The organism is Williamsia muralis (assembly GCF_051487485.1).
GTDB lineage: Bacteria > Actinomycetota > Actinomycetes > Mycobacteriales > Mycobacteriaceae > Williamsia > Williamsia muralis_B.
Genome location: NZ_JAHVCV010000009.1, coordinates 19,684 through 43,772 on the forward strand (window position 1 = coordinate 19,684; position 24,089 = coordinate 43,772).

28 protein-coding genes are annotated in these 24,089 nt (G+C 66.4%); 9 read left to right on the plus strand and 19 right to left on the minus strand.

Annotated features, from left to right (window positions below):
• Nucleotides 1–17 precede the first annotated feature (17 nt).
• Both KXR83_RS21780 and KXR83_RS21785 read right to left on the minus strand, forming a co-directional pair.
• Complete coding sequence (locus KXR83_RS21780; RefSeq protein WP_030169088.1) at nt 18–596, minus strand: hypothetical protein; 579 nt, start codon at nt 594–596, stop codon at nt 18–20.
• Between the two features lie 147 nt (nt 597–743).
• Nucleotides 744–947, minus strand: a complete 204-nt coding sequence (locus KXR83_RS21785) for a cold-shock protein (RefSeq protein ID WP_023956397.1) — start codon at nt 945–947, stop codon at nt 744–746.
• A gap of 304 nt (nt 948–1,251) precedes the next feature.
• Between KXR83_RS21785 and KXR83_RS21790 the strand changes: the two genes are divergently transcribed.
• Both KXR83_RS21790 and KXR83_RS21795 read left to right on the plus strand, forming a co-directional pair.
• On the plus strand, nt 1,252–3,570 hold the full coding sequence (locus tag KXR83_RS21790) for a DEAD/DEAH box helicase (RefSeq protein ID WP_437426632.1): 2,319 nt from the start codon (nt 1,252–1,254) through the stop codon (nt 3,568–3,570).
• A 203-nt stretch (nt 3,571–3,773) separates the two neighbouring features.
• On the plus strand, nt 3,774–4,535 hold the full coding sequence (locus tag KXR83_RS21795) for a hypothetical protein (protein ID WP_437426633.1): 762 nt from the start codon (nt 3,774–3,776) through the stop codon (nt 4,533–4,535).
• Nucleotides 4,536–4,541: 6 nt separating this feature from the next.
• On the opposite strand, the gene KXR83_RS21800 is transcribed toward KXR83_RS21795, so the two are convergent.
• Genes KXR83_RS21800 through ssd form a run of 7 tightly spaced genes read right to left on the minus strand, consistent with a single transcriptional unit; the run spans nt 4,542 to nt 9,152 of the window.
• A complete protein-coding gene (locus KXR83_RS21800; protein ID WP_437426634.1) occupies nt 4,542–4,895 on the minus strand; it encodes an Rv3654c family TadE-like protein in 354 nt (117 codons plus the stop codon).
• Nucleotides 4,892–5,212, minus strand: a complete 321-nt coding sequence (locus tag KXR83_RS21805) for a TadE family type IV pilus minor pilin (protein WP_437426780.1) — start codon at nt 5,210–5,212, stop codon at nt 4,892–4,894. The genes KXR83_RS21800 and KXR83_RS21805 overlap by 4 nt, the downstream gene beginning before the upstream one ends.
• Nucleotides 5,213–5,253: 41 nt before the next feature.
• Nucleotides 5,254–5,460: a DUF4244 domain-containing protein gene (locus tag KXR83_RS21810; protein ID WP_437426635.1), complete on the minus strand. Its 207-nt coding sequence runs from the start codon at nt 5,458–5,460 to the stop codon at nt 5,254–5,256.
• Nucleotides 5,461–5,504: 44 nt separating this feature from the next.
• Entirely contained in the window at nt 5,505–6,107 is a 603-nt protein-coding gene (locus KXR83_RS21815; protein WP_437426636.1) for a type II secretion system F family protein, read from the minus strand.
• Nucleotides 6,104–6,904, minus strand: a complete 801-nt coding sequence (locus KXR83_RS21820) for a type II secretion system F family protein (protein ID WP_437426637.1) — start codon at nt 6,902–6,904, stop codon at nt 6,104–6,106. Before KXR83_RS21820 ends, KXR83_RS21815 begins: the two co-directional genes overlap by 4 nt.
• On the minus strand, nt 6,901–8,088 hold the full coding sequence (locus KXR83_RS21825; protein ID WP_437426638.1) for a TadA family conjugal transfer-associated ATPase: 1,188 nt from the start codon (nt 8,086–8,088) through the stop codon (nt 6,901–6,903). Before KXR83_RS21825 ends, KXR83_RS21820 begins: the two co-directional genes overlap by 4 nt.
• A complete protein-coding gene (gene ssd / locus KXR83_RS21830) occupies nt 8,085–9,152 on the minus strand; it encodes a septum site-determining protein Ssd (protein ID WP_437426639.1) in 1,068 nt (355 codons plus the stop codon). Before ssd ends, KXR83_RS21825 begins: the two co-directional genes overlap by 4 nt.
• A 431-nt stretch (nt 9,153–9,583) precedes the next feature.
• On the opposite strand from ssd, the gene KXR83_RS21835 reads away from it, so the two are divergent.
• Nucleotides 9,584–10,420 carry an HAD family hydrolase gene (locus KXR83_RS21835; protein WP_437426640.1) on the plus strand — a complete coding sequence of 279 codons (837 nt, stop codon included), beginning with the start codon at nt 9,584–9,586 and terminating at the stop codon, nt 10,418–10,420.
• Nucleotides 10,421–10,887: 467 nt separating this feature from the next.
• Here KXR83_RS21835 and KXR83_RS21840 read toward each other — a convergent pair whose 3' ends face one another.
• Together KXR83_RS21840 and KXR83_RS21845 are read right to left on the minus strand one after the other, a co-directional pair.
• Nucleotides 10,888–11,634 carry an oxidoreductase gene (locus KXR83_RS21840; RefSeq protein ID WP_437426641.1) on the minus strand — a complete coding sequence of 249 codons (747 nt, stop codon included), beginning with the start codon at nt 11,632–11,634 and terminating at the stop codon, nt 10,888–10,890.
• A gap of 72 nt (nt 11,635–11,706) precedes the next feature.
• On the minus strand, nt 11,707–12,549 hold the full coding sequence (locus KXR83_RS21845; RefSeq protein WP_437426642.1) for a response regulator transcription factor: 843 nt from the start codon (nt 12,547–12,549) through the stop codon (nt 11,707–11,709).
• 171 nt (nt 12,550–12,720) lie between these two features.
• Between KXR83_RS21845 and acs the strand changes: the two genes are divergently transcribed.
• Nucleotides 12,721–14,664 carry an acetate--CoA ligase gene (gene acs, locus KXR83_RS21850; RefSeq protein WP_437426643.1) on the plus strand — a complete coding sequence of 648 codons (1,944 nt, stop codon included), beginning with the start codon at nt 12,721–12,723 and terminating at the stop codon, nt 14,662–14,664.
• A 30-nt stretch (nt 14,665–14,694) separates the two neighbouring features.
• On the opposite strand, the gene KXR83_RS21855 is transcribed toward acs, so the two are convergent.
• A complete protein-coding gene (locus tag KXR83_RS21855; protein ID WP_437426644.1) occupies nt 14,695–15,201 on the minus strand; it encodes an SRPBCC family protein in 507 nt (168 codons plus the stop codon).
• Nucleotides 15,202–15,426: 225 nt separating this feature from the next.
• On the opposite strand from KXR83_RS21855, the gene KXR83_RS21860 reads away from it, so the two are divergent.
• Nucleotides 15,427–15,942 carry a phage holin family protein gene (locus KXR83_RS21860; RefSeq protein WP_437426645.1) on the plus strand — a complete coding sequence of 172 codons (516 nt, stop codon included), beginning with the start codon at nt 15,427–15,429 and terminating at the stop codon, nt 15,940–15,942.
• Between the two features lie 9 nt (nt 15,943–15,951).
• Nucleotides 15,952–16,881, plus strand: coding sequence for an alpha/beta fold hydrolase (locus KXR83_RS21865; protein WP_437426646.1), 930 nt, complete (start codon nt 15,952–15,954; stop codon nt 16,879–16,881).
• A 6-nt stretch (nt 16,882–16,887) separates the two neighbouring features.
• Here the strand turns inward: KXR83_RS21865 and KXR83_RS21870 are convergent, their stop codons facing one another.
• The 4 genes from KXR83_RS21870 to nth are packed head-to-tail and all read right to left on the minus strand — an operon-like array spanning nt 16,888 to nt 20,221.
• Entirely contained in the window at nt 16,888–18,087 is a 1,200-nt protein-coding gene (locus KXR83_RS21870) for a MarP family serine protease (RefSeq protein ID WP_437426647.1), read from the minus strand.
• Nucleotides 18,084–18,824, minus strand: coding sequence for an NUDIX hydrolase (locus KXR83_RS21875; protein WP_247207240.1), 741 nt, complete (start codon nt 18,822–18,824; stop codon nt 18,084–18,086). Before KXR83_RS21875 ends, KXR83_RS21870 begins: the two co-directional genes overlap by 4 nt.
• On the minus strand, nt 18,821–19,537 hold the full coding sequence (locus tag KXR83_RS21880; RefSeq protein ID WP_437426648.1) for a TlpA family protein disulfide reductase: 717 nt from the start codon (nt 19,535–19,537) through the stop codon (nt 18,821–18,823). Before KXR83_RS21880 ends, KXR83_RS21875 begins: the two co-directional genes overlap by 4 nt.
• Before the next feature lie 3 nt (nt 19,538–19,540).
• Nucleotides 19,541–20,221: an endonuclease III gene (gene nth, locus KXR83_RS21885; RefSeq protein ID WP_243404514.1), complete on the minus strand. Its 681-nt coding sequence runs from the start codon at nt 20,219–20,221 to the stop codon at nt 19,541–19,543.
• 256 nt (nt 20,222–20,477) lie between these two features.
• Here nth and KXR83_RS21890 point away from each other — a divergent pair, with 256 nt between their 5' ends.
• Nucleotides 20,478–20,726 (plus strand): hypothetical protein, encoded by a 249-nt coding sequence (locus tag KXR83_RS21890; protein WP_437426649.1) that lies wholly within the window; start codon nt 20,478–20,480, stop codon nt 20,724–20,726.
• 168 nt (nt 20,727–20,894) lie between these two features.
• Nucleotides 20,895–21,569: a Crp/Fnr family transcriptional regulator gene (locus tag KXR83_RS21895; RefSeq protein ID WP_023956441.1), complete on the plus strand. Its 675-nt coding sequence runs from the start codon at nt 20,895–20,897 to the stop codon at nt 21,567–21,569.
• A 72-nt stretch (nt 21,570–21,641) separates the two neighbouring features.
• On the opposite strand, the gene KXR83_RS21900 is transcribed toward KXR83_RS21895, so the two are convergent.
• Entirely contained in the window at nt 21,642–22,448 is an 807-nt protein-coding gene (locus tag KXR83_RS21900; protein WP_437426650.1) for an MBL fold metallo-hydrolase, read from the minus strand.
• A 118-nt stretch (nt 22,449–22,566) separates the two neighbouring features.
• On the opposite strand from KXR83_RS21900, the gene hypB reads away from it, so the two are divergent.
• Nucleotides 22,567–23,358 (plus strand): hydrogenase nickel incorporation protein HypB, encoded by a 792-nt coding sequence (hypB, locus tag KXR83_RS21905; RefSeq protein WP_437426651.1) that lies wholly within the window; start codon nt 22,567–22,569, stop codon nt 23,356–23,358.
• A 9-nt stretch (nt 23,359–23,367) separates the two neighbouring features.
• Here hypB and KXR83_RS21910 read toward each other — a convergent pair whose 3' ends face one another.
• Together KXR83_RS21910 and KXR83_RS21915 are read right to left on the minus strand one after the other, a co-directional pair.
• The gene (locus KXR83_RS21910) at nt 23,368–23,832 is read right to left on the minus strand and encodes a RidA family protein (RefSeq protein WP_437426652.1); all 465 of its coding nucleotides are present in this window, start codon (nt 23,830–23,832) and stop codon (nt 23,368–23,370) included.
• A gap of 6 nt (nt 23,833–23,838) precedes the next feature.
• On the minus strand, nt 23,839–24,003 hold the full coding sequence (locus tag KXR83_RS21915; RefSeq protein WP_023956445.1) for a DUF4177 domain-containing protein: 165 nt from the start codon (nt 24,001–24,003) through the stop codon (nt 23,839–23,841).
• Nucleotides 24,004–24,089: the final 86 nt, after the last annotated feature.

Genomic DNA, 24,089 nt, shown 5'->3' on the forward strand with positions numbered 1-24,089 from the left:
ATCGATCGACGCGCCCGTCAAATGAATGGCCAGCATGCGGCCGCCCCGGGGATGTCCGGAGCCTCACCCACTGATTCGATCAGACGCGTCAAGCGGCGTTTGCCCGCGATCCGCAGGGCGGGGGCGGCGCCCCGCGTGCCCACCAGCGTCGGCGCCACCCCTGCGCGCATCACAGCGGTGGCCAGAGCCCCATGAGACTCAGGGGTGTGCGGGTCGAGTCCCAACAGGTAGCGGTCGACGTCACGCTGCCCGGCAGCGATCACCCACAGACGCAACGCCCGGGGGCTCGGCACCCACGTCGCGGGCATGGTCTTGATCGCGCCCTTTGTCCAAGCGCGATGGAGCGGCTCGAGAGCCCAGGTGGTGGCCGTACCCACGAGCGGCGAACCCTCCGACGACACCGAGACCTCAGGAGTCAGTCCGCACCGTTCCATCTCGTCTGCCAGCGCTTGGGCCCGCCAGTCGTCGGCCACGACCACCGAGACGCGTGCGCCGCGAGATCCGATCGTGGTTTGTCCTGCCGACGCCAACAGACCGGCGAGATCGTCCACAGACGGTTCGTCGGTCTCCGCGGAGAACATGGACAGCTGACCCACGATAGAACCGTACGGTATGCGAGCCGGAAAACGGCTCACCCCCGGACACCGGAATGCGGCGACCGGGGGTGAGATCGTCGAGCACCGAAAGAATGCCCGAATCAAACGGAGGTTCCTCGCGTGGTGCGAAGGTCCTCGGGGAGTGACCTACAGCGCGCGAACGCCGGTGGCCTGTGGGCCCTTGGTGCCCTGACCGACCTCGAACTCGACCCGCTGGTTCTCCTCGAGGGTGCGGAATCCGTTCCCCTGGATCTCGGAGTAGTGGACAAACACGTCGTCCGGTCCATCATCAGGCGCGATGAAGCCGAAGCCCTTCTCCGCGTTGAACCACTTCACAGTCCCCTGTGCCATCTTGCTTTCCTTTTCTTTCACCCGGGTGCGGCGGGGAGTTACCCCGCCGGGCCGGTTCCGACCGCCATACCTACTGGCGCCGCTCGCGAGACGAACCCGCGCACCAACCTTCAGTACCACGCTCGCAACACGATCCCGAGAGATCGGCCAAATGCTTGAACCGCCCCCCAGAAGCTGCGACCGAGATCAGTGAATCATGTTCCGGGCGTGCACAACAGTCGAGAGTTCAATCTGATTCCAAACGTGGCCACAACCGTGATTGTCGGCAGCACTCGGTACGATTACGACGTGGTGAACTGGCTTTATGAGTAGTGATGATTTCGGCTCCGCGCTACTGGCGCGGACTTTGGCCGGAATCTCCCCTGATGAATCGCCACTCACGCACAAGTCGGTAATTCCGAGCCGGACAGCATCTTTCGCCGAGTGGCCGAACTGGGTCGCTGGTCCGGTTAGGGATGCGCTTGTGGAGGCGGGTGTTCGCAGGCCGTGGTCGCACCAGGTGGCGGCCGCCGAACACGCCTGGGCCGGTCGGCATGTGGTGCTTTCCACGGGCACCGCGTCCGGTAAATCGCTCGCCTACCAAGTGCCCATCTTGAGCAGGATGCTCGCCGACCCGCGGGCCACTGCGCTCTACCTCGCGCCCACCAAAGCCCTCGGCGCAGACCAGCTCCGCTCCGTCAGCTCGCTCCTGGCCGGGCGAAAGGAGTTCCTGCACCTCCAACCCTGCGCGTACGACGGAGACACCGAACCCGCGGTCCGGCAATGGGCGCGCGAACATTCGAGGTGGATCTTCACCAACCCTGACATGCTCCACATCGGAATACTCGGCTCCCACGGGCGATGGCGGCATTTCTTGCGCGGCCTGCAATTCATCGTCGTCGACGAATGTCACCACTATCGCGGCGTATTCGGGTCACATACCGCCCTGGTGTTGCGGCGCTTGCTGCGATTGGCACGCGCAGTCGGTGCAGATCCGGTCGTGATCGGGGCCAGCGCCACCTCGGGAACGCCGGGTGCGGCTCTGAGCAGACTCGTCGGCGCCCCCTGCGAGGAGATCACCGACGACGGGTCGCCCCACGGTGCTCGCACCGTCGCCTTGTGGGAACCCGGTTTTGTACCCGAGATGACCGGCGAGAACGGTGCGCCGGTGCGTAAGCAGGCCGGCGCCGAAGCCGCCCGCATCCTCGCCGACCTGGTACTCGAAGGCGCCCGGACGCTCTGTTTTGTACGCAGCCGCCGAGGAGTGGAGCTGGCCGCACTCTCGGCCAAACGCATTCTCGACGAGGTCGACCCCGAGTTGTCGTCGCGGGTCGCCGCTTACCGCGCCGGTTACCTCGCCGACGACCGCAGAGTGCTCGAACGCGACCTCGCCGACGGTCGACTACTGGGAGTCGCGACCACCAACGCGCTGGAACTCGGCGTCGACATCAGTGGTCTCGATGCCATTGTGGTGGCGGGTTTTCCGGGTACTGTCGCCTCGTTCTGGCAGCAGGCCGGCCGCGCCGGCCGCCGCGGTGAGGGTTCCCTGGTGGTGCTCGTCGCCCGCGACGACCCACTCGACACCTACCTCGTGAACCATCCGGAAGCGTTGCTGGACAAGCCCGTCGAGGCGACGGTCACCGACCCCACCAACCCGTACGTGCTCGGCCCCCAATTGCTCTGCGCGGCAGCGGAGATGCCGTTGAAAGAGGCCGAGGTCGACGCGTTCGGCGCGCGGGAGCTGCTCGAGGACCTCGCTCGGCAGGGGCTCATCCGTCACCGGAAGGCAGGCTGGTACGTCGCGGCGGGCGTCGATCCTCATGGCGCCGTGGACATCCGGGGCGGTATCGGCGGCCAGGTGATGATCGTCGACGAGACCAGCGCCCAACTGCTGGGCACCGTGGACACCGGCCGGGCCATGTCCACCGTCCACCCCGGTGCAGTCCACATCCATCAGGGTGAGAGCTACGTCGTCGACGAACTCGACCTCGAGGACGGGCTTGCTCTGGTGCACCCAGAAGAACCGGACTGGACCACCAGCGCCCGCGAGACGACAGTCGTGGAGATCACCGAGGTGATGCAGGAACAGCGGCACGGGCCGTTGAAGGTCTCCCTGGTCCGCGTCGACGTCACCCACCAGGTGATCGGTTACCTGCGTAAGTTGCTCACCGGCGAGGTCCTGGACTCGGTGGAATTGGACATGCCGCCGCAGACGCTGTCGACGCGGGCGGTGATGTACACGATCGAGCCCGAGGCACTCGAGGCGATCGGGATCGACGAGGTCGACTTCCCCGGCGCGTTACACGCCGCCGAGCATGCAGCGATCGGCCTTCTCCCACTGGTGGCCACCTGCGATCGATGGGACATAGGCGGGCTGTCGACCAACCTGCACCCCGACACGGGATTGCCCACCGTGTTCGTCTACGACGGATATCCCGGCGGCGCCGGGTTCGCCGACCGCGGACATGAGGCGTTCGGGATCTGGATCAAGGCGACCCGGGATGCGGTGTCGGGCTGCGGTTGCGAGGCGGGCTGCCCCTCATGTGTCCAGTCACCCAAGTGCGGAAACGGCAACGACCCGCTCGACAAGGCGGCCTCCATTCGCGTTCTCGATCTGATCCTGCGTGAGTTGCCGGACAGCTGAGGCCTCGTTTGGCGGTTCCGCGTTGTCGGTGTCGCGGTGTCGGTGTCGCGGACCTCGCGGCTCCCCCGCCAGGCTGTGTCGACCATCTGACTGAAATAGCTTTGATTTGCCGGGGTGAGACAGGAATTCGGGTTCTTTACGCCTTGTTTGGGCTTACCGTTGGATAACCAAACTCGTTGAAGGATTCGGCAGAAGGATTGACGATGTCTCAGAGCCCCGGGCAGCCCGACCCGTACGAACAGACGCGGTTCAGTCCGACGTCCACACCACCGCCCAGTGGTCCACCGCAGGGGTATTCGCAGCCGGGCGGCCAGCAGAGTGGTCAGCCGGGTGGCCAGTCCCAGGGACAGTATGGCCAGCAGCCGCAGTACGGACAACCGCAATACGGGCAGCCACAGGGCCAGCAGCCGCAGTACGGGCAGCAGCCCCCGCAGCAGTACGGGCAGCAACCGCAATACCCGCAGGCTGGGCAGACCCCGTACCAGGCCGGCCAGAATCCCTATGGCGGTAGCCCTTACGGCGCGGGACCGTACGACGCGGCGGCCACCGGACCGACCACGCTGTCGAAAGCGGTCAAGATCATCGGCGGCGTGATCGCGGCACTCGGCTTGCTGACCGTGATCGCGGCGTTCTTGCCCTGGGTCACCGGCATCGTGGAGGTCAATGGCCTCGGCGACTCCGACTACGGTGTCAAAGACGGCATGATCACACTGGTCCTGGGACTGGTCGCGGCCATCTTCGGCGTGGTCTCCGCGCTGATCGCCAAGCGATCACCGCTGCATCTGGTCGCAGGCATCATCGCGCTGATCGCCGGTCTGCTGATCGTGCTCACCTCGACGATCGACATCGCCGACATCAGCGACTACAGCCCGCTGCTCGAAGTCGGTTTCGGGTTGTGGCTCACTCTCATCGCTGGCATCGGTCTGGTGATCGCCGGGATCGCGGGCATCGTCAAACGCAAGTAACCACCCCTATTCGGCCGGGCCCGCGCGGGCAACCGCGCGGGCCTGCCGCTGTCCGAAGACACCCACCTCCACCCCCACGGTCACCGTCAGCACCACATCACTGCCGTCGACCGTGCACGACACCACACCCGCCGACATTCGACGAGTGATCACCTCAGCCCGGCCACATGGGTCGGCACCACCGAGCACCAATGCCTGCGCCGCGGCGAGCGCGCCGAGATCAGCAGCCGATTGCGCCTGATGCCGGGCCGAAACCGCCGCCCCCACATACACAACCAACACGACCAATCCCGCCAGCGCCGCCACCACACACGCCCCGACCACCGTCGCCGACCCACGCTCATCGGCAACAACCCTCACGGGTCCGCACCCTCCGGCTCCACCGCCGCGACCGCATCAGCACCCACATCGAGCATCGGGAACAGCGGCACAGACGCACTCACCCGCGCCACCACCACATCACCTTCAGTGCGAATCCGGACCTCAGCACCCCGCGGACCGACCTGCGCGGCAACCTCTTCGGCCCGACCCGAATCACCCTGCGCCGCAATCCGCGCCGCCTCACGTGCGGCATCGATACACCGCACGTGAGCCGCCACCGCAACGATCCCCACCACCCCCATCACCACCGCAGCAACAATCGAGGCGATCGCAATAGCCGCCTCCACCGTCACCATCCCCCGCTCGTCAGACACCAGACGAGCCCGACCACGACGAATCATCCGACCGACGTCTGCAACGCCTTGTCGATGATCCCCGTCAACGCCGACACGATGTTGTCGCCAGTGACAACGGTGTACAGAATGGCCCCGAACGCCGCGGCAGCGATCGTCCCGATGGCATACTCGGCGGTCGACATCCCGTCCTCGTCTGTCATGAGCAGCGCCGCGCGTGCCTGCGCTTCTCGAAACACTTTGTTCATCATGGTTTCTCCCCTTTTTCGTGCCGCGGTGATTCCGCGGCAAGTCTTCACAGCAGTCCCCCGCCGAACACCGGTCCGGCCAATCCGATGACCACCGGCACGATGCCCAGACAGACAAAGGCCGGCAGGAAACACAGGCCCAACGGACCGCTGATGGCGACGCCGGCGCGCTCGGCTGCCGCGGCCGCGCGGTCTTGCGCTTCGGCCCGCTGACCCTCGGCCAACTCCCCGAGGCCACGCACCGGTGACGATCCGGCACGGGCCGAACGTCTCGCCATGGCGGCCAGAGCGTGGGCGGCCGGGTCGGCGTCGTCGGGAACCGCCCACGCACGCAACGGGTCCGCGCCCAGCGAGAGGAGATCGGCGGCCTCGGCGAGGGTTCTCCCCAGGGCCGGTGGCGCCGAGTCCGCCACCACGCGGGCCGCCGTACCAACCGGGAGTCCCGACCGCAGGCACACCGCAAACAGTTCATAACTCGCCGCCGCAGCGAAGGGCTCATCGCCGCCCATCGGCTTTCCCAGCCAACGCGGCTCCCGACTACGGGGTGTGCGAGCAGGCGGACCGACAACACGGTAGGTGTGCCACACCGGACCTGGCACCAGCCACAATCCACCCGCCCCGGCCACGGCGGCGATCACCCACGGGGTCACAGTGCGGTCACCTTGCCCACGATCCTGCGCGACCACAGCAGGCCGCAACACACCAGAGCCACCCCCACCACCAGCAGCACGCCACCGAGGCCACCGCCGAGCAGCACCGACAGCGGGGCCGCCCCGATGGCCTGCCCCAGCACGATCCCGAGGACCGGAAGCAATGCGAGTACCAGTGCGGTGGCCTTCGCGCCGGCGAGCGCCGCTCGGGTTCGCTCCCGAAACCGGTTGCGGGCCATCAGGTCCGATCGCACGGACGTCAGCAGTTCGGCCATCGGCAGTCCATACTGTTCCGCGGTGCGCCACGCCACCGCGACCCTGCGCCACGACTCGCGCTGATTGCTCTCGACCTGCTCGATGCCATCGGCTACGTCACCCCCGAGAGCGGCCCGACCGGCCATCATCTGCAACATCTCGAAGGTCGCCGCACGATCGACACAGTCTTGTGCGGCCTGCCGGCACGCATGAGCGGGGTGAGCACCGACCCGAAGCTCGGCGATCATGACCTCGAGCGCTGCCAAAGGCCGGGCCATCTCGGCCGCCGCGTCGTCCTCTCGTCGTCGCGCCACCACGGCCAGGTAGGTCATCGCCGACGCCATGGCGGCTGCGAGTGCGGCTGCCGGGCCGAAGACCGCCAACGCGACCACCGGTGCCGCACCGGTGAAACACGCTGCAGGATCACCGATTCGCCGACGGGGAGGGCGGGCCGTACCGGCCAGCCCGGCTGCGCGCAGATGCTGCGGCGTTCGAGGCCACATCAGCAGTGCGACCGCAACAGCGGCGACGACGGCGCTCACCACCGCAGCCTCGAGCTCAAAAGGTCGGCGAGATCCGTTGCCGCTTCGGAGAATCCGCCATCTCGATCCCAGACCGGCTCGATCTTGACGAGGCCGTCGTCGCCGCGGCGGACCATGCCGATCTCGGCGACGCCCCGGGCTCCCGAGGCGTCGCGGAAGACGCCGATCACGACGGAGATGGCTGCGGCCAGCTGACTGTGCAAGGCCGGGCGGTCCATGCCACCGAGCGCGGCAAGCGCCTCCATCCGTGCGGGTACCTCCGCCGTGGAGTTCGCGTGCAGCGTTCCCGCGCCACCGTCGTGTCCTGTGTTCATCGCCGTGAGGAGGTCGACCACCTCGGCGCCGCGGACCTCACCGACAACAATGCGATCGGGGCGCATGCGCAGCGCCTGGCGAACCAGCGCGCGGACCGGAACCTCCCCCGCGCCTTCGACATTGGGCGTGCGGGCCACCAGCCGCACCACATGAGGATGGCGGGGGGCGAGTTCGACCGCGTCCTCGACACACAGAATGCGTTCGGCCGGATCAACGCGGCCGAGCAGGGCCGACAACAAGGTTGTCTTTCCCGCACCGGTCCCCCCGACAACCAGGAAGGCCAACCGGGCGTCGATGATCGCCTCCAGAAGGGTCGCCGCCTCCGCGACGATCGCACCCGACGCGTCGAGGTTCTGCGTGGCCGGCCGGAGAACTCGCAGCGACAGACACGTGCCGTCGACGGCGATGGGCGGGATGACCGCGTGCAGGCGCACGTTGTAACCCCGCCTGCCGACATCGGTGAGTTGACCGTCCACCCAAGGCTGCGCGTCGTCGAGCCGTTTGCCCGCGGCGAGTGCCAGCCGCATGGCCAGTCGCCTGACGGCATCGTCATCCTCGAACTCGATCGTCGACGGCTGCAGCCCGTGGCCCTGGTCGACCCACACCTGCTTCGGGCCGACCACGAGGATGTCGTTGACCGTCGGTCCCGCCAGCAACGTCTCGAGCCTTCCGGCGCCCACCAATTCGGTTTGCAGGAACCGCAGCGCGTCGAGGAGATCGGTGTCGCCGAGGACACCACCGGCTTCTTCCCGGACCACCGCGGCCATCACCTCGGGGGTCGGGTCTTGTGCGGTCGCGGCCAGCCGTTCCCGAACACGGGTCAGCAGGGCCGCCCGACTGGTGCCGGCGACATCGGTCCGAGTGGTCATCTCCGCCCCCTGCGTGAGTCGACGCCACGCTGAAGCACGGCTTCCGCGGTCCGCCGCAGCGGGGATCGTCGGCCGAGTACAAGGCCGCCGGACTCGAGCTGCCAGGGAGCCTTTGGGTCCGACCGCGTCGCACCGAGCAACGGGAGACCGATCACCTCGGCCACCTGCCGGGCCCGCAGACCCCCTGGGGCAGGACCACGGACCACCACCTCCAGCCGCCCGCTGCGTGAGCCCATCCGTCGCGCCACCTCCCGGGTGGCCGCGCACGACCGGATGGTCGCCGAGCAGACGACCACCACGACGTCGGCCGCCTCCACCACGGCCGCCGCCAGCTCGTCGTCTCGCCGGGGCAGGTCGGCGACCACCACATCACCGTGTGCACGGCAGGCGTCCATCGCGGCGAGCGCCGTCTCGGGCCGCACAGGCTGCGCGGATCCTCGGCGGCTGGTCAGGACGGCCAGGCCACCGCGCGCGTGGGGCAGGGCGGCGTGGAGTGAGTCGGCTGCCACCTGACCGCTCTCCAGAATCAGTTCCTGCCAGCGAAGGCCGGGTTGGTCCTCGATGCCGAGCATCAGGTCCTGACCTCCCCCCAGATCGTCCAGATCCAGGAGTAGTGCGTCGGCGCCCTGTTCGGTCGCCAGCAACCCGACGGCAGCCGCCAAGGTCGATGCTCCAGCGCCGCCGTGCCCAGCCAGCAGAGCGACCGCGACACCGGATGGGCCGGTCGGTGTGCGGATGCGCGACAGGGCGGAGACGACGGCGTGCTCGTCGTCGGGGAGGACAAATCCGTCCTCGGCCCCGAGAGCCAGCGCCGTGCGCCACATGTCCGGTCCACTGCCTGTCAGCCCGATCACCATGACGCCGGGCCGGCGGGGCAGACCGGCCGACAAAGTGGCGTCCACGGTGGTCGCGTCGACGAGCACCGCGGTGGCCTCGGACCACTCGCGACGACAACGGTCAGGTGCCGCACGCCACACCTGATAACCGGAGGCTGCTGCGACACGCGCAACGTCATCGGCGACCTCGGGCGAGACCATGACGAGCACGGTGGGTGATTCGGGCATGGACCCAGCATCGGGTACGCCACCGACCGGGGAACCTGACCAAACCCTGCATCTGTGGATGGCTGACGGTCTGTGGACAACTCGATCCAGAGGACAATCGAGCAGACACCACGCGCCATACAGAACAGCAGGTCAGGAGGGTGAAATGCGGGGAATGATCGTGTGGGTCAGATGACCGACATACCCCGGAAATGGGGACGACCCCGGCCAGGGGGGGAGGAGGCCAGGGTCGTCGCGTTCAGCCCCGGGGGGTCGGGCTGAAAGCCCCGGATCAGGTCCGGGTAATTACGACTATACACAAAAACTCCGGATTGATTGCAACTTCAACCATTTGTTTTTCCTCATGCCGATCCGACATCGTTAACGGCCTCCGCTGTAGTCCGAACCGATGAATCTGCGCTCGGAATGGACGGCCGACGTACCCTCGACACGTGACTTATTCCTGGCCCGCGGACGGTGGTCCGGGATCCACCTCCGGCCCGCGGATCGCCGCCTTCTTCGACCTCGACAAGACCATCATCGCGAAGTCGAGTTCGCTGGCGTTCTCTCGCCCGTTCTTCGACCAGGGGCTCATCAACCGCCGCTCGGTACTCAAGTCGTCGTACGCCCAATTCATGTTCTTGCTGTCGGCCGCCGACCACGATCAGGTGGAGCGGATGCGCAAACACGTCACCGAGATGTGCACGGGGTGGGACGTGGATCAGGTGTCGTCGATCGTTCGCGAGACGCTGCACGACATCGTCAATCCTCTGGTGTTCGCCGAAGCCGCGGACCTCATCGCCGGCCACAAGGCCCGGGGTCACGACGTCGTGATCGTGTCCGCCTCGGGGGCCGAGATCGTCGAACCGATCGGCGAGATGCTGGGCGCCGACTATTCGATGGCCAGCCGGATGAAGGTGATCGACGGAAAGTATGCGGGCGAGGTCGAGTTCTACTGCTACGGCGAGGAGAAGGCCGCGGCGATGAACGAGATCGCCGAATCCGTCGGGTACGACCTCTCGCAGTGTTTCGCCTACTCGGACTCGATCACCGATCTGCCGATGTTGCAGGCGGTCGGCCATCCCACCGTCATCAACCCGGACCGCGCGCTGCGCAAGCAGGCCACCGCGCTCGGCTGGCCGATGTTGTCGTTCACCAAGCCCATCTCCATCCGCGATCGCCTGCCCAACACACCGTCTCCCACCGTGACCGCTTCGGCGGCAGTCGGTTTGGGCGCCGTGGTCGCCGGCGCCCTCACCTATTCGATCCTGGCCCGCAAGCGCCACTGACGCGCGACGCGCCGGAGCCCATCGGGAAACACGAAAAACGTTTCCGCCCAACGGGAAATGTCAATTTCGAATTGATGGGCCCGAGGTCTTGATGTGACCGCGGTCACGGTGTAGAAAGTAGTTACGGAAAGCGCGGAAAGCCAAGTTCGGGCCGGAAGAGAAGGATCGGACTCCTGACCGCGCACTCCCAGCACGGATACCGAGCACCCACGCGCAGCACGCCGCGGGAGGCACCAGGTTGCGGGCCTGCGAGATCCGGCGTCGAGTTCGAGTGAGTTCCTTTGGGTGGGAACGACATCGAAGCGGCGGCGGAACACTACGCCTAGGTCATCCCACACAACCACCAAAGCACGCTTGGTAACTCGGGTCCGTGCTAGCGGGCGGCGATCGGAACGCGGAGGCGAACCGGTACGCCGCCCGCAGCGCGTTCGGGGCAGGTCAGTGCGTTCAGATCAGGTCGACGACGCTCATCGCGCCGCTTCGGCGATCGAGTTCGCCTCTGCGGCACCGGCTTCGAGAGCATCACAGCACAGCAGCACCCATTCCCGGATACGGTCGGGGTCTCCGGAACCGAAGGCGGTCGAACTGTCGCGGTACTCGCGCACGCGCTGGAACCACGTCACCTCGGGCACGCCCAGGTTGTGTGGATCGAGTCCGCTGCTGGTGCAGACGAGCCGCGACGCCGCGCGAGCGACGATCCCGTTCGCGTAGGTGAAGGGTTCGAGCGACAGCAGTTCTGCATGCACCACCGCCGCCAGGATGGGGGCAGGTGCTTTTGTCGCGCCGGTGATGAGCTGGGCGAGCAAGGCCAGACGCTGACCGAGGTCACGGTCGGCGCGGGGACGGCCCAGCAGTTGCGGATCGTCGGTGAGGTCGTTCGCAGCGAGAACGTGCAGTCGCGCCAACGTCTGCAACGGAGCACGCGTCCAGGTCGACACGAACTGCGGAAGGGATTCGCCGTCGAGCGCCTGGGCCACCCGCATGGCACCCGAGAGCACGGGATCATCGAAGTCGCCGTCACGCACCAGATCGACACTTCCACCGTCGATGGCAGCGGACGACCGTCCGGCCCGCCACGACGCCTCCGTTGCCGTTTTCTCCCACCCGCGCAGGTTCACCGGATGCCGGTGGGCCGCGGCCAGGGCATCACGCGCTCGGTCTGCTGCCTCGATCACGCCGGGCAGTTCGAGTATCGGGGCCAAGGGGTCGGTCACGAGAGGCCAGCGTACTGGGCCGAGATGGCGGGCCCGGCCGGGATGCGGCGGCGAGAGCAGCCGGCCGCGGAGTCAGATCAATTCCAGGACGTGCCCGGCGGCACGTGCCTTCACCACGGCTTCGTGGCGGGTGCGGGCACCGAGACGAACCATGGCGGCCCGCAGGTAGGTCTTGACGGTGTCGACGGTGAGGCCGAGACGATCGGCGACCACCCTGTTGCCGAAACCCATCGCCACCAGCGACAGCACTTGTAGCTGGCGCGGCGTGAGTGCGATCGTCGGCTCGACCCCGGACCGGTCGACACTGGTGATCTGATCGACGAGTCGGCCGATCCGGCGGCGGGTCTGCTCATCCTCGGCACCTGTCGCGATGTCGCGGAGTTCGTGGATCCAGTCGGGGACCGGCCGCTGAGCCTGCTCGCGCGCTGCGATCGCGGCGACCCGGCGGTCCACCTCGTCGCGGATGCGCAGTTCGGTGCCGATCCGGCCTGCCTCGAGCGAGAGCGCATCCATCGCGTGCTCGCCGAGAAGCCCTCCGCCACCACGCCAGCCGCCGTACAACAGCCCTCTGACCGCGCCGTCGACGACGATGGGGGCCGCAGCCAGGTCGGTGATGCCCTCACCGAGGATCTGGTCGTCGAAGTCATGGGTGATCTCGCTGGCCGACCCGTAATCCCTGACCATCTTGGCCCGCTTGTTGAGCCACGTCAGCCCACCGAGACCACGCTCGGGGGTGACCGTGATGGTTCGCAGCGCAGCAGTCTGGTGACCCACCGACTCGGTGACCTGGATGACGTCCCGATCGCGCAGACCTGCGAAGACCACCGGGATCCCAGCTGTCTTGCGCAGACGCGCACTCGTGGCACGCACCAGTTCACGATCACTGGGACGGAGCACGCTGTTGTCTGGACTCATCTGCACTATCCACTTTCGGGGCTATTGCCTCCGATGATGCCGCAACCATCATGTGGTGTACAACACAGCGACCGCGTGTCTGTGACGGCACCGAGCACATCGGCACGTGAATCGGTGTCTGGATCGGACTCGCCCCATGCGGGTCGGGCAGCCAGTACGAAAGGGCAGAAAATGAGTGAAGGAACCGCGCAAGCGGCGTATCCCCCACCCCCGGCGTTTGTCGAGCAGGCCAACGCCGGACCTGAATTGGCCGAAGCAGCAGAGGCCGACAGGCTCGCGTTCTGGGCCGAGCAGGCTCGCCGCCTGCACTGGGACACCGACTTCACCGACGTCCTCGACTGGTCCGGCGCACCGTTCGCCAAGTGGTTTGTCGGCGGCAAACTCAACGTCGCATACAACTGCGTCGACCGGCATGTCCTGGAGGGCAACGGCGACAGGGTGGCGATCCACTGGGTCGGCGAGCCGGGCGACTCCCGCGACCTCACCTACAGCCAGTTGCTCGCCGAGGTGAGCCAGGCCGCGAACTACTTCGTCGAGATCGGCCTGGTCGCCGGCGATCGCGTGGCCATCTACATGCCGATGGTGCCCGAGGCCATCGTCACGATGCTCGCCTGCGCGCGTCTGGGACTCACGCATTCTGTTGTCTTCGCCGGTTTCTCGGCCGGCGCGCTGCGGTCGCGGGTCGACGACGCCGAGGCGAAGTTGGTCGTCACCACCGACGGCCAGTACCGCCGCGGTAAGCCTGCGCCGCTCAAGGCCGCGGTCGACGAAGCACTCGGCAGCGGGGACGACGCAGCGAAGTCCGTCGAGCACGTCCTGGTGGTCAACCGCACCGACTCCGACATCGACTGGACCCCGGGCCGCGACGTCTGGTGGCACGAGACCGTCGCCAAGGCCGAGAACGTGCACACGGCAGTGGCGCACGACGCCGAGCACCCGCTCTTCCTTCTGTACACGTCCGGTACCACGGGCAAGCCCAAGGGCATCGTCCATTCCTCGGGCGGCTATCTCACGCAGGTGAGCTACACATTCCACAACGTCTTCGACCACAAGCCGGGCAAGGACGTGTTCTGGTGTGGCGCCGACATCGGCTGGGTCACCGGCCACAGTTACCTCGTCTACGGCCCGTTGTCGAACGGCGCCACCGAGGTGGTCTACGAGGGAACTCCCAACTCCCCCAACGAACATCGCCATTTCGAGGTGATCGAGCAGTACGGGGTGAGCATCTACTACATCGCCCCCACCCTGATCCGCACGTTCATGAAGTGGGGCAGGGAGATTCCCGATGCCCACGACCTGAGCTCTCTGCGGCTCCTGGGCAGTGTCGGTGAGCCGATCAACCCGGAGGCCTGGCGTTGGTACCACGAGGTGATCGGCGGCGAGCGGTGCCCGATCGTCGACACCTGGTGGCAGACCGAGACCGGCGCGATCATGATCTCTCCCCTGCCCGGGATCACCTCGACCAAGCCGGGTTCGGCGATGGCCCCGCTCCCCGGCATCAGCGCGAACATTGTCGACGACAACGGAGAACCGGTCGGCGCGGGCGAACAGGGGTTCCTCGTGCTCGACAAGCCGTGGCCGTCGATGCTGCGCGGTATCTGGGGTGACGAGGAGCGTTTCCGCGACACCTACTGGTCGCGATTCGCCGAGCAGGGTTGGTATTTCGCGGGCGACGGCGCGCGTTACGACGACGACCACGCCCTCTGGGTCCTGGGCCGGATCGACGATGTCATGAACATCTCCGGACACCGGATCTCCACCGCCGAAGTCGAATCCGCGCTCGTCGGACACCACAGCATCGCCGAGGCCGCCGTCATCGGCGCCGCCGATGCCACCACCGGCCAGGGCATCGTCGCCTTCGTGATCTTGCGGCAGGGCCAGGAGGACACCGGCGACCAACTGGTCAAGGAACTCAAAGACCAGGTCTCCAAGGACATCTCCCCGATCGCCAAGCCACGGGAAATCTACGTGGTGCCCGAGCTGCCCAAGACACGCTCCGGCAAGATCATGCGACGGCTGCTCAAGGACGTCGCCGAGGGACGCGAACTCGGTGACACCTCGACGCTGGTCGACCCGTCGGTGTTCGACAACATCCGCCGCCGCAAGTCCGACTGAACCCCGAGGGGCACCGGGTGGTGGCTGCTGTCAGCTCAGCTTCGAGAAATGCTTGACGGTATCGGTTTCCAGGGTTGCGAACGTCTTCTGCGTGATGGGCAACGCGAACCTGGAGGTCTTTGCCATCACCCCACCCATCTCGATGGCGAACGACCATGTGAAGCGGCAGCCACCTCCCGACGGCTCCACTTCACTCAACTCACCGAAGCGACGAAGACTGGGCACATTGGACTGTTCCACGTAGAACGCGTTGCGGTAGGTGCCCGCCTCACGGTCTTCGTCCCAGCAGAAGAACCTCTCCGACAGTTGCGCGTACCCGGGCGCCAACTGCGCCCTACGGGTTGTCCCCACGCCGTAGGGCGCCGGGGAGGTGAACGTGATCGACTTGATCACCCGACACCAGTCGAGAGTGTTCTGCCTGGTCAGTTCGGCCCACGCCTGCTCAGGAGACACGGGGAGATTGACACTGAATCGATGGGTGATCGGGGCGGTCTGAAAAAAGTCCAGCTCGAACGGTTCCATGGGGTAAGTCGGCATGCCAGTCCTTCGTGATCGGGGTCGGTGGTGCCACCCGATCGACCGGACGGCCCCGGGTGCACCACCCGACAATTAACGCATCTGCGGCGCCTCGCGCCCGTAGAAAGGTCCGATGAACCTGCAATCGGGTCGGGCATGGCAACATAAGGCCTACTAACCCCGGCGATGCAGAGATGAACGTCCGGGATGGACTCGGGCGTGGTGTCCGAGGATGGAGGAGTTGCAGTGACGCTGGACGACCGCCCTTCGGGAGATGTTCCGCCGAACGTCTCGTCGATTCCGTTGTCCGACCCCAATGTGCGCCCCGGCGGCGACCCGAGTGTCGGTGGTCTGGTCAAGGACGCCACCACGCACTTGTCGACGCTGTTCCGCGCCGAGGTCGCGCTGGCCAAGGCCGAACTGACCGCCGAGGCCAAGAAGGCCGCAGTGGGTTCGGGCCTCATCCTGGTCGCGCTCACCGTGCTGCTCTACGCGAGCCTGTTCTTCTTCTGGTTCCTCGGGGAACTGCTGGACGAGTGGCTGCCTCGCTGGGCCGCGTTCGGCATCGTGTTCCTCATCCTGCTGGTCCTGGCGATCATCACCGGATTCATCGGTTATCGGGTGTTCAAACGGATAACCGGTCCGAGTAAGACGATCGCATCGGTTCAACGGGTGCCCGAAGTGCTGCCCACCTCCGGGCACGCCGGAGTCCACCCCGGTGCAGACCTGAGCAAGCCGTCCGGCTCGCGCAAGGTCCTCTAAGGCTGACATTTGGCGCCCCCGGACCCGTCGACCGTTCGATTCGCGGGACCGTGGCATCACCATGATGTCCGCGCGAACGGCGTGCGCCTGCACGTCGTCGAATGTGCGGACGCACCCACCAACCGGCCCCTGGTGCTCCTCATGCACGGTTTCGGGGAGTTCTGGTGGAGCTGGCGTCACCAGATCACCGCACTCACCAACGCCGGGTTCCGGGCCGTGGCTGTTGATCTGCGCGGATACGGCGACAGCGACAAACCGCCTCGTGGCTACGACGGATGGACACTGGCCGGTGACACGGACGGCCTGATCCGCGCGCTCGGCCATTCCGACGCCACCATCGTCGGACACGCCGACGGTGGTCTCGTCGGATGGGCGACCGCGACCCTGCATCCCCGGTCGGTCCGCTCGATGGCGGTGATCTCCTCACCGCATCCGCAGGCGCTGAAGAACGCCAACATGCGGGAGTCGACCCAACGCAAGGCATTTCTGGGTGGGTTGCTTCGAGCCCAGATCCCACGAACCGCCGAGCGTGACCTCACCCGCGACGACGGCGCGATGGCCGAGGAGCTGATGCGACGTCGATCCGGGCCCGGGTGGCCTCGCACCGACGACTTCGCCGACGCCGCCAAGCGCAATCGATCGGCGGTACAGATACCCGGTGTCGCGCACTGCAGCCTGGAATACCGGCGCTGGGCTTTTCGATCCCAGTTCCGTCCGGACGGTTACAAGTTCCTGCAGCTGATGGACCGCCGACTCCAGATCCCGGTACTGGCCATGCACGGCGAGCTCGATCGCTACATTCTTCGGTCCACGGTGGCAGGCAGCGCCAAATGGGTCGACCGGCTCGACTTCACCGAGGTCACCGGTAGCGGCCACTACGCACATCAGGAAAATCCCGACGAGGTCAACGAACTGCTGATCGAGTTCGCCGGGCGCTGACGGCGGTTACCCCGAATGCACGCAGGACTGCGTGTCGACCGCGGTGCTCAACCGTTCCGATTCGGCGAGGCCCGGCTTGACCTGATCGGCTGTGAGCACAAATCCGGTTTCGCTGGCCGGGTCCTCGGCGGCCCCGAAGACCACGCCGAGGACGTCGCCGTCCGAGTTGATCAGCGGTCCACCGGAATTGCCCTGCCGGATCGAGCCGCGCACCGTGTAGACCTCCCGGGTCACAGCAGACCCCGGGTAGATTCCCGGGCCGCGAAGCTGGATGACCTCCCGGACGCGTTCAGCGCTGGCGTTGAAGGGCCCCGCCTCGGGGAAGCCGAGGGCGATCGCGTCCTCGCCGGTCTTCGCGAGTTCGTCGGCGAAACGCAGCGCCGGCGCCTGCAGGCCCGGCACGTCGAGCACCGCGATGTCGGTGTTCGGGTCGAAGTAGACGACGGTGGCGTCGAACTGGTCGCCTGAGGCCACGACGTGCAGGGTGGTCGTTCCCGCCACGACGTGCGCGTTGGTCATCACCCGCTCCGGAGAGACCACGAATCCACTGCCCTCCAGGGCCTGATTGCAGCTGGGGGCGACGCCCTCGATCTTCACCACACTGGGACGGACCCGACCGATCACCGGCTGCTCGAGCAGCCCCTGGTCGGGGGCTTCGACACTTGTGATGGGCGTACGGCCGAACGGGCCGATGGCCTCCTTGAGCCCGGAACCTTCGAACATGTCCCAGAACTCGCGCGGCAATCGCTGCATCCACTGTGGCGCAAGCGAATTGACCTCGTCGATGACTTTTGATTCGCTCACCGCGCCGGCTATCTCGGGCTGGGCCGACGTGCTGATCGGGGTGGCAAGCACCCATGCGGCGAGCAGGACCGCGACCGCCTGCAGCAACGACCCGATCACCGAGTCGATGCGGCGCACCGAGAGGGTGCGGATGCTGCTCCGCGCGGCCCGTCCCAACACCATGCCGGAGATCTCCCCGACGATGACCAGCGCGACGAGCAGGAGCACGCCGGCGACGAGCCGCCAGCGCTGATCCTCGATGTTCCGGATGAGGTGTGGCGCCAGGAGAACCCCCGCGGCAGCTCCCAGGAGCACCCCGACAAACGCCATCGCCGACGAGACCGCACCTTGGCGGTACCCGGAGGCTGCGGCGAGCAGCGCGATGCAGATCACCAGGACGTCAACCCACGCGGCTCCGCTCACTCCTGCCCCACCTTGGCCAGCTCATCCGCGAGATCGCGGACATCCGTCTTGTCCCAAGCGATCTCCCAGCCGGCCGCCTCCACGATGGCCGCGAGCAATCCCCCGGTGAATCCCCACACCAGCATCTTCTCGACACCGAAGGCAGGCCCCCGGTAGGGACGTCCCGGGATGCCGGTGGGGCGTTGCACTTGAAAGCGGTTGCGGGGGTTGACCACATCGCGCAAGGGCACCCGGACCACCCGCGCGGTCTCTGCGAGGTCCACCACCCCCACCTCCGACGGGTCGTGCCAGTAACCGATCACCGGCGACACCTCGAATCCGGAGGGTGGCACGGGAAATGTGTCGAGGGTGGCAAGCAGGTCGACACCGGCAGGGTTCAGCCCGGTCTCCTCGACGGCCTCGCGCATGGCCGTGCCGACCGGGAACTCGTCACCGTCGTCGCGGACGCCGCCGGGAAAGGCGATCTGCCCACTGTGATTCCGCAACGTCGCAGCACGTTGGGTCAGCAGGACATCGGCGTCGGCAGGGATGCCGCCGTGGTGGGTGGGGTCGCCGCTCCAGTCGCCACTGAACAGGACCAGTACCGCTGCCGATCTGGGGTTCCGCATCATCGATCGCAGCAGCCGCTCGGTCACCCCGCCGCGGTCCTCGACCGACCGGGTCACCCCGTCGAGGTTCGCGGTGAGCCCACGAAGCCATGGCGGCACCTTCTCGTCCGGCACCAGAAGTCGGGTCATGCGTCGACGCCCAGATGTTCGCGCACCACGTCGGCCACCTCGTCGGGCGACTCGAACACCCGCGGCAGCACCGCTGCCACCGTGCCGTCTGCCCGCACGAGCACGGTCGACGGGTAGGCGCGCGGCACTCCCAGTGCCGCAGCGATTTTGGCGTCTGTGTCCACCACCGTCGGCAGGTGTACGCCGATCTCGGCGAGCAAGGTCAGCGACAGAAACGGATTCTCGGCGCCCTCTTTGCCTTGCACGGTGAGCACCCGCACCCGATCCCCCGCCCTCTTGGCGTATTCGTCGATGACCGGCAGCTCGGCCCGGCACGGGCCGCACCAGTGGGCCCACACGTTGACGAGCATCGGGGTACCGGCCGTTGCGCTGCCCAGGTCGACCGTCGATCCGTCGGCCAGACACGGCACGGTCACACCCGCCAGCTTCGACCCGGAGGGTGTCGGGCCCGTGGCCACCGGGCAGGGCAGCAACGCGGCCTTCTCGCGGCCCTTCGCCATGTCGTCCTCGGTGACGGCGGCCTCCAGCCCAGGGAGCGCAGAGCTTCCCGTCGTCGGCATCCCACTCGGGGACGGACTCGGATCGGATGAGTCACGCGGCCAGATGGCGACGATCAGCGCCAGGACCACGACCAGCGCGGCGACGGTCCACCGGGCGGACGTCGAGAGATGGAACCGCGCGCGTGGGCGCTCGGGTTGGGTGTCCACGGGCATCGACTACAGACCTGCCAGCTTCAGGAGATGGTCGGTCTCGGGGCCCTTGACGAGCTTGGCCGCTTCCGCTTTCTCCGTGGGCCCGAGGCCGTAGGACGGGCAGTCCGCAGCCAGCACGCACACCCCACAGGCGGGCTTGCGCGAGTGACACACGCGCCGACCGTGAAAGATCACCCGGTGCGAGAGGTCGGTCCAGTTCTTGCGCTCGATGAGCTCACCCACGGCCTGCTCGATCTTCACCGGATCGGTTTCGGCCGTCCATTTCCAGCGCTGCACCAGCCTGCCGAAGTGCGTGTCCACGGTGATTCCCGGCACACCGAAAGCGTTACCGAGAACCACGTTCGCCGTCTTGCGACCGAAGCCGGGCAGCGACACCAACTCGGGCAATGTCCGTGGGACCTCACCGTCGAATCGCTCGACGAGCGCCTGCCCGAGACCGATCAGCGAGTTGGCCTTGTTCCGGTAGAAACCGGTGGGCCGGATCATCTCCTCCAGTTCGGCGCGGTCGGCGCCGGCATAGTCGGCGGCCGTCCGATAACGCCGGAACAACGCAGGCGTGGTCAAGTTCACTCGCACGTCAGTGCACTGCGCCGACAGGATCGTCGCCACCGACAACTCCAGCGGGTTGGTGAAATCGAGTTCGCAGTAGACGTGCGGGAACGCCGTCTGCAGCGTTCGGTCCATCCGCCGCGCCCGCCGGACCAGACCGGTGCGGGTCTCGGTACCGCGCTGCGCTGCGGTCTTGCCACGCCTGGCCGGGGCCGCCCCGTTCTCGCGCACACTCACCAAATCAGGGTACGGCGGACTTCTGTGAACGGCTCTATCCGGTGGTCGACCGACGGACCTTGCGCGGCGACGCATGGCCCGCGTCGCATCAACGACGTCCATTCAGATGCAGATCGTGTCTCTTCTGAGACCTGCGTTGTGTTAACTACTCCCCATGCACGGACTCGCCGTACTTTTGTTCCCCGCGGTTCTCATGCTCTTCGCGTTGGCGATGGAGCGTCTGGAGAACCAGCTCGAACGACTCAACGTGCGACCGAACGATGTCGAGGAGTTCCTCGAGTCGGCTCAGCCCGAGCAGATGGACACGCTGGCCCGGTCGGGCTTTCCCGCGGCGCTCGACGAGTTCCGCGATCGGAGGATCCCCACCACGGTCGAGACCGAGCACTCGATCCGCGCCAGCTGACCAACGAAACCCGCGAGCGACAGGCGTGACCGCTCGATGAGGGGTAATTAACCTGTTTCGCACCCGATACCCGTAGACTGGATGACGGGTGACGAACACAACACATCGACCGTGTGACCGGCCCCAAGTTTTGAACGTGGTCTGGCTGGACCCTAGAAAGGGGCGTAAGTGGAGGAAGTACTGGCGCGGGCGGGCATCTTCCAGGGAGTGGAACCGACGGCCGTCGCGGCATTGACCAATCAGCTTCAGCCGGTTGATTTTCCACGGGGCCACGTGATCTTCAACGAAGGTGAGCCGGGTGACCGGCTCTACATCATCTTGTCCGGCAAGGTGAAGGTCGGACGTCGTTCCATCGACGGCCGTGAGAACCTGCTGACGATCATGGGTCCCTCCGACATGTTCGGCGAGCTCTCCATCTTCGACCCCGGACCGCGCACATCATCGGCGACCACGGTCACCGAGGTACGCGCCGTGTCGATGGACCGCGAGGCTCTGCGTTCGTGGATCGCTGATCGGCCCGAGATCGCCGAACAGTTGCTGCGCGTCCTGGCCCGCCGGTTGCGTCGCACCAACAACAACCTCGCCGACCTCATCTTCACCGACGTGCCCGGCCGTGTGGCCAAGCAGCTGCTGCAGCTGGCACAGCGTTTCGGTACCCAAGAGGCCGGTGCTCTGCGAGTCACCCACGACCTCACGCAGGAAGAGATCGCCCAGCTCGTGGGCGCCTCCCGCGAAACCGTCAACAAGGCGCTTGCCGACTTCGCCCAGCGCGGATGGCTGCGACTCGAAGGCAAGAGCGTCCTGATCGCAGACTCCGAGCGGCTGGCTCGCCGCGCGCGGTAGAACAATTCGCAAAAACCGCCCCGATCGCTGATGCGGTCGGGGCGGTTTTTGTTGCCTCTACTGTCCTACCGGCTACTGCTCGGCCAGGTAGGCCAGCTGCGTCTTGACCGACATCGTGGCCGCAGGCCATAGCTTCTTGTCGATGTCGGCGTACACCTTCTTGACCACTTTCTTCGGCTTGGCTTCTGCAGCACTCACCCCGAGTTCAGCCAACGCGGCACGAACCTGATCGATCCGCTCTTCCCGGTGCGCCTTGTAGTGGCGGGCCAGCGGGATCACCTCGGCATGATCGGGCCCGTGCCCAGGCAGCAACACGCAATCGTCACCCTCGACGATGATGCGGTTGAGCGAGTTCATGTAGTCGCGCAACGTGCCGTCTTTGGGATCGAGCACCGTTGTCCCGCCACCGAGGATGGTGTCTCCGGTGAGCATCGCCTTGCGTCCGTTGTGCTCGACGAGAAAACTCACCGAGTCGCCGGTGTGTCCGGGTGTGTGCAGCACGGTGATCTTCAGTCCGGCTGCCTCGATCACCTCCCGGTCTTGGAGTGGGCTGCCGTCGCGGGTGTACTTGTCGACCCGTGCCCGCACGGGTGCGCCGGTGAGTTCACGGAAGAACTTGATCGCGCCGGTGTGGTCGGGGTGGCGGTGGGTGATCAGCCCGAGAACCACATTGCCCTGCGCGACAACGTTTTTGACATGCTTTTTCTTACCCTTGGGGCCGGGGTCCACCACCACACAGTCTTTGTGACCGGGCGCCCGCAAGATCCAGGTGTTCGTGCCGTCGAGTGTCATCATCCCCGGGTTACGACACAGCACCACCGACGCGAAATCGGTCACCGGGCGAACGACACCGTACGCAGGATGCTGCGGTTCACTCATGACGATCAGGCTATATCCTGCACTTGGCGAAGGCAGGGCCGACTCTGTCGGGTCGCTGCGGGTACACGAACCGGCTGACGGTGCACGAACCCGGCTACAAAGGGGCGAGGCGCAGACGATGGGTAGGTTCCACCGCCACGACGAGGCACACACCCATGCCGACGGGACGACGCACAGCCACGAACACACCGAGCCAGGCAATTCCGAGCACGGCGACCACAGTGGCTACGACACCGGCGCCGAACGCATCGATGTGCTCGAGGCGATCTTCACCGAGAACGACATGCGCGCCGACCTCAACCGGGCCGCATTCGACGGCGCCGGCGTACCCGCTATCAATCTGATGAGCTCGCCGGGTTCGGGCAAGACCGCCATCTTGTCGGCCACTCTCGACGCCATGCGAACCGATGTACGCATCGGTGTCGTCGAAGGCGACATCGCCACCGACCTCGATGCCGCACGTCTCGCCGACAAGGGCGCGCAGGTCTCACTGATCAACACTGCCAACGGGTTCGGCGGCGAATGCCATCTCGATGCCCCGATGGTGAACCGCGCGTTGCAAGATCTCGACCTGCACACGCTTGATCTGGTGATCATCGAGAACGTCGGAAATCTGGTGTGTCCCGCCGAGTTCGATGTCGGCGAGCATGCCCGCGCAATGGTCTATTCGGTGACCGAGGGTGAGGACAAACCTCTCAAATATCCGCTGATGTTCAGTCGGGTGCACGTGATCCTGCTGAACAAGATCGACCTCCTGCCCCACCTCGACGTCGAGTTGGAGGCGTTCCTCGACACCATCGCCCAGACCAACCCTCGGGCCCGGGTCATCCCGGTCAGTGCACGCACCGGAGAAGGACTCCCGGAGTGGTTCAGTTGGGTCCGTGCACTGGTCGAGCGCCGCGCAGGCTGACAACGAGGGTCAGACCTCGACGATCAACTCGATCTCCACCGGCGCCCCGAGTGGCAGCTCGGCCACTCCAACCGCGGACCTGGCGTGCGCGCCGGCCTCTCCGAAGATCTCGCCCAGCAGGTTGGACGCACCGTTGATGACCTGGGGCTGACCGGTGAAGCCCGGGGCCGAGGCCACGAAGCCGACAACCTTGACGATCCGCTTCACCGAGTCGATTCCGACCAGACTGTTCACTGCCGCGAGCGCGTTCAGAGCGCAGACACGTGCGGCCTCGGTTGCCTCATCCGGCCGGACAACACCTTCGGCGCCCTCGGACACCTTGCCCTTCACCGTCAGTTCGCCACCGAGCAACGGCAACTGGCCCGCGGTGTAGACGAGGTTGCCTGTCTGGACTGCCGGCACGTACGCGGCCAGTGGCGCCACCACCTTGGGCAGCACGATGTTCAGTTCGGTCAATCGCTGCGACCACGTCATGACGGATCAGCCCTTGGCGCGCTTCAGGTAGGCGACGTGCTGCTCGCCGGTGGGTCCCGGCAGGACGCTGACCAGCTCCCAGCCGTCAGCACCCCACTGGTCGAGGATTTGTTTGGTGGCGTGGGTCAGAAGGGGAACGGTGACGTACTCCCAGGCAGTTGGCTCGCTCATGTTGCACACCCTATCTCTCCGGTATGTGTTCGGGCCGCGTACGTTCACCAACCCGGACATCCCCTGCTGACAGGGGTGAAATACGC

Coding starts and splice junctions, on each gene's coding strand:
- KXR83_RS21785 (WP_023956397.1), bottom strand. CDS start 947: ATGGCACAGGGGACTGTGAAGTGGTTCAACGCGGAGAAGGGCTTCGGC.
- KXR83_RS21790 (WP_437426632.1), top strand. CDS start 1,252: ATGAGTAGTGATGATTTCGGCTCCGCGCTACTGGCGCGGACTTTGGCC.
- KXR83_RS21795 (WP_437426633.1), top strand. CDS start 3,774: ATGTCTCAGAGCCCCGGGCAGCCCGACCCGTACGAACAGACGCGGTTC.
- KXR83_RS21805 (WP_437426780.1), bottom strand. CDS start 5,212: ATGGTGACGGTGGAGGCGGCTATTGCGATCGCCTCGATTGTTGCTGCG.
- KXR83_RS21810 (WP_437426635.1), bottom strand. CDS start 5,460: ATGATGAACAAAGTGTTTCGAGAAGCGCAGGCACGCGCGGCGCTGCTC.
- KXR83_RS21825 (WP_437426638.1), bottom strand. CDS start 8,088: ATGACCACTCGGACCGATGTCGCCGGCACCAGTCGGGCGGCCCTGCTG.
- ssd (WP_437426639.1), bottom strand. CDS start 9,152: ATGCCCGAATCACCCACCGTGCTCGTCATGGTCTCGCCCGAGGTCGCC.
- KXR83_RS21845 (WP_437426642.1), bottom strand. CDS start 12,549: ATGAGTCCAGACAACAGCGTGCTCCGTCCCAGTGATCGTGAACTGGTG.
- acs (WP_437426643.1), top strand. CDS start 12,721: ATGAGTGAAGGAACCGCGCAAGCGGCGTATCCCCCACCCCCGGCGTTT.
- KXR83_RS21855 (WP_437426644.1), bottom strand. CDS start 15,201: ATGCCGACTTACCCCATGGAACCGTTCGAGCTGGACTTTTTTCAGACC.
- KXR83_RS21875 (WP_247207240.1), bottom strand. CDS start 18,824: ATGACCCGACTTCTGGTGCCGGACGAGAAGGTGCCGCCATGGCTTCGT.
- KXR83_RS21880 (WP_437426648.1), bottom strand. CDS start 19,537: ATGCCCGTGGACACCCAACCCGAGCGCCCACGCGCGCGGTTCCATCTC.
- nth (WP_243404514.1), bottom strand. CDS start 20,221: ATGGACCGAACGCTGCAGACGGCGTTCCCGCACGTCTACTGCGAACTC.
- KXR83_RS21890 (WP_437426649.1), top strand. CDS start 20,478: ATGCACGGACTCGCCGTACTTTTGTTCCCCGCGGTTCTCATGCTCTTC.
- KXR83_RS21900 (WP_437426650.1), bottom strand. CDS start 22,448: ATGAGTGAACCGCAGCATCCTGCGTACGGTGTCGTTCGCCCGGTGACC.
- hypB (WP_437426651.1), top strand. CDS start 22,567: ATGGGTAGGTTCCACCGCCACGACGAGGCACACACCCATGCCGACGGG.
- KXR83_RS21910 (WP_437426652.1), bottom strand. CDS start 23,832: ATGACGTGGTCGCAGCGATTGACCGAACTGAACATCGTGCTGCCCAAG.
- KXR83_RS21915 (WP_023956445.1), bottom strand. CDS start 24,003: ATGAGCGAGCCAACTGCCTGGGAGTACGTCACCGTTCCCCTTCTGACC.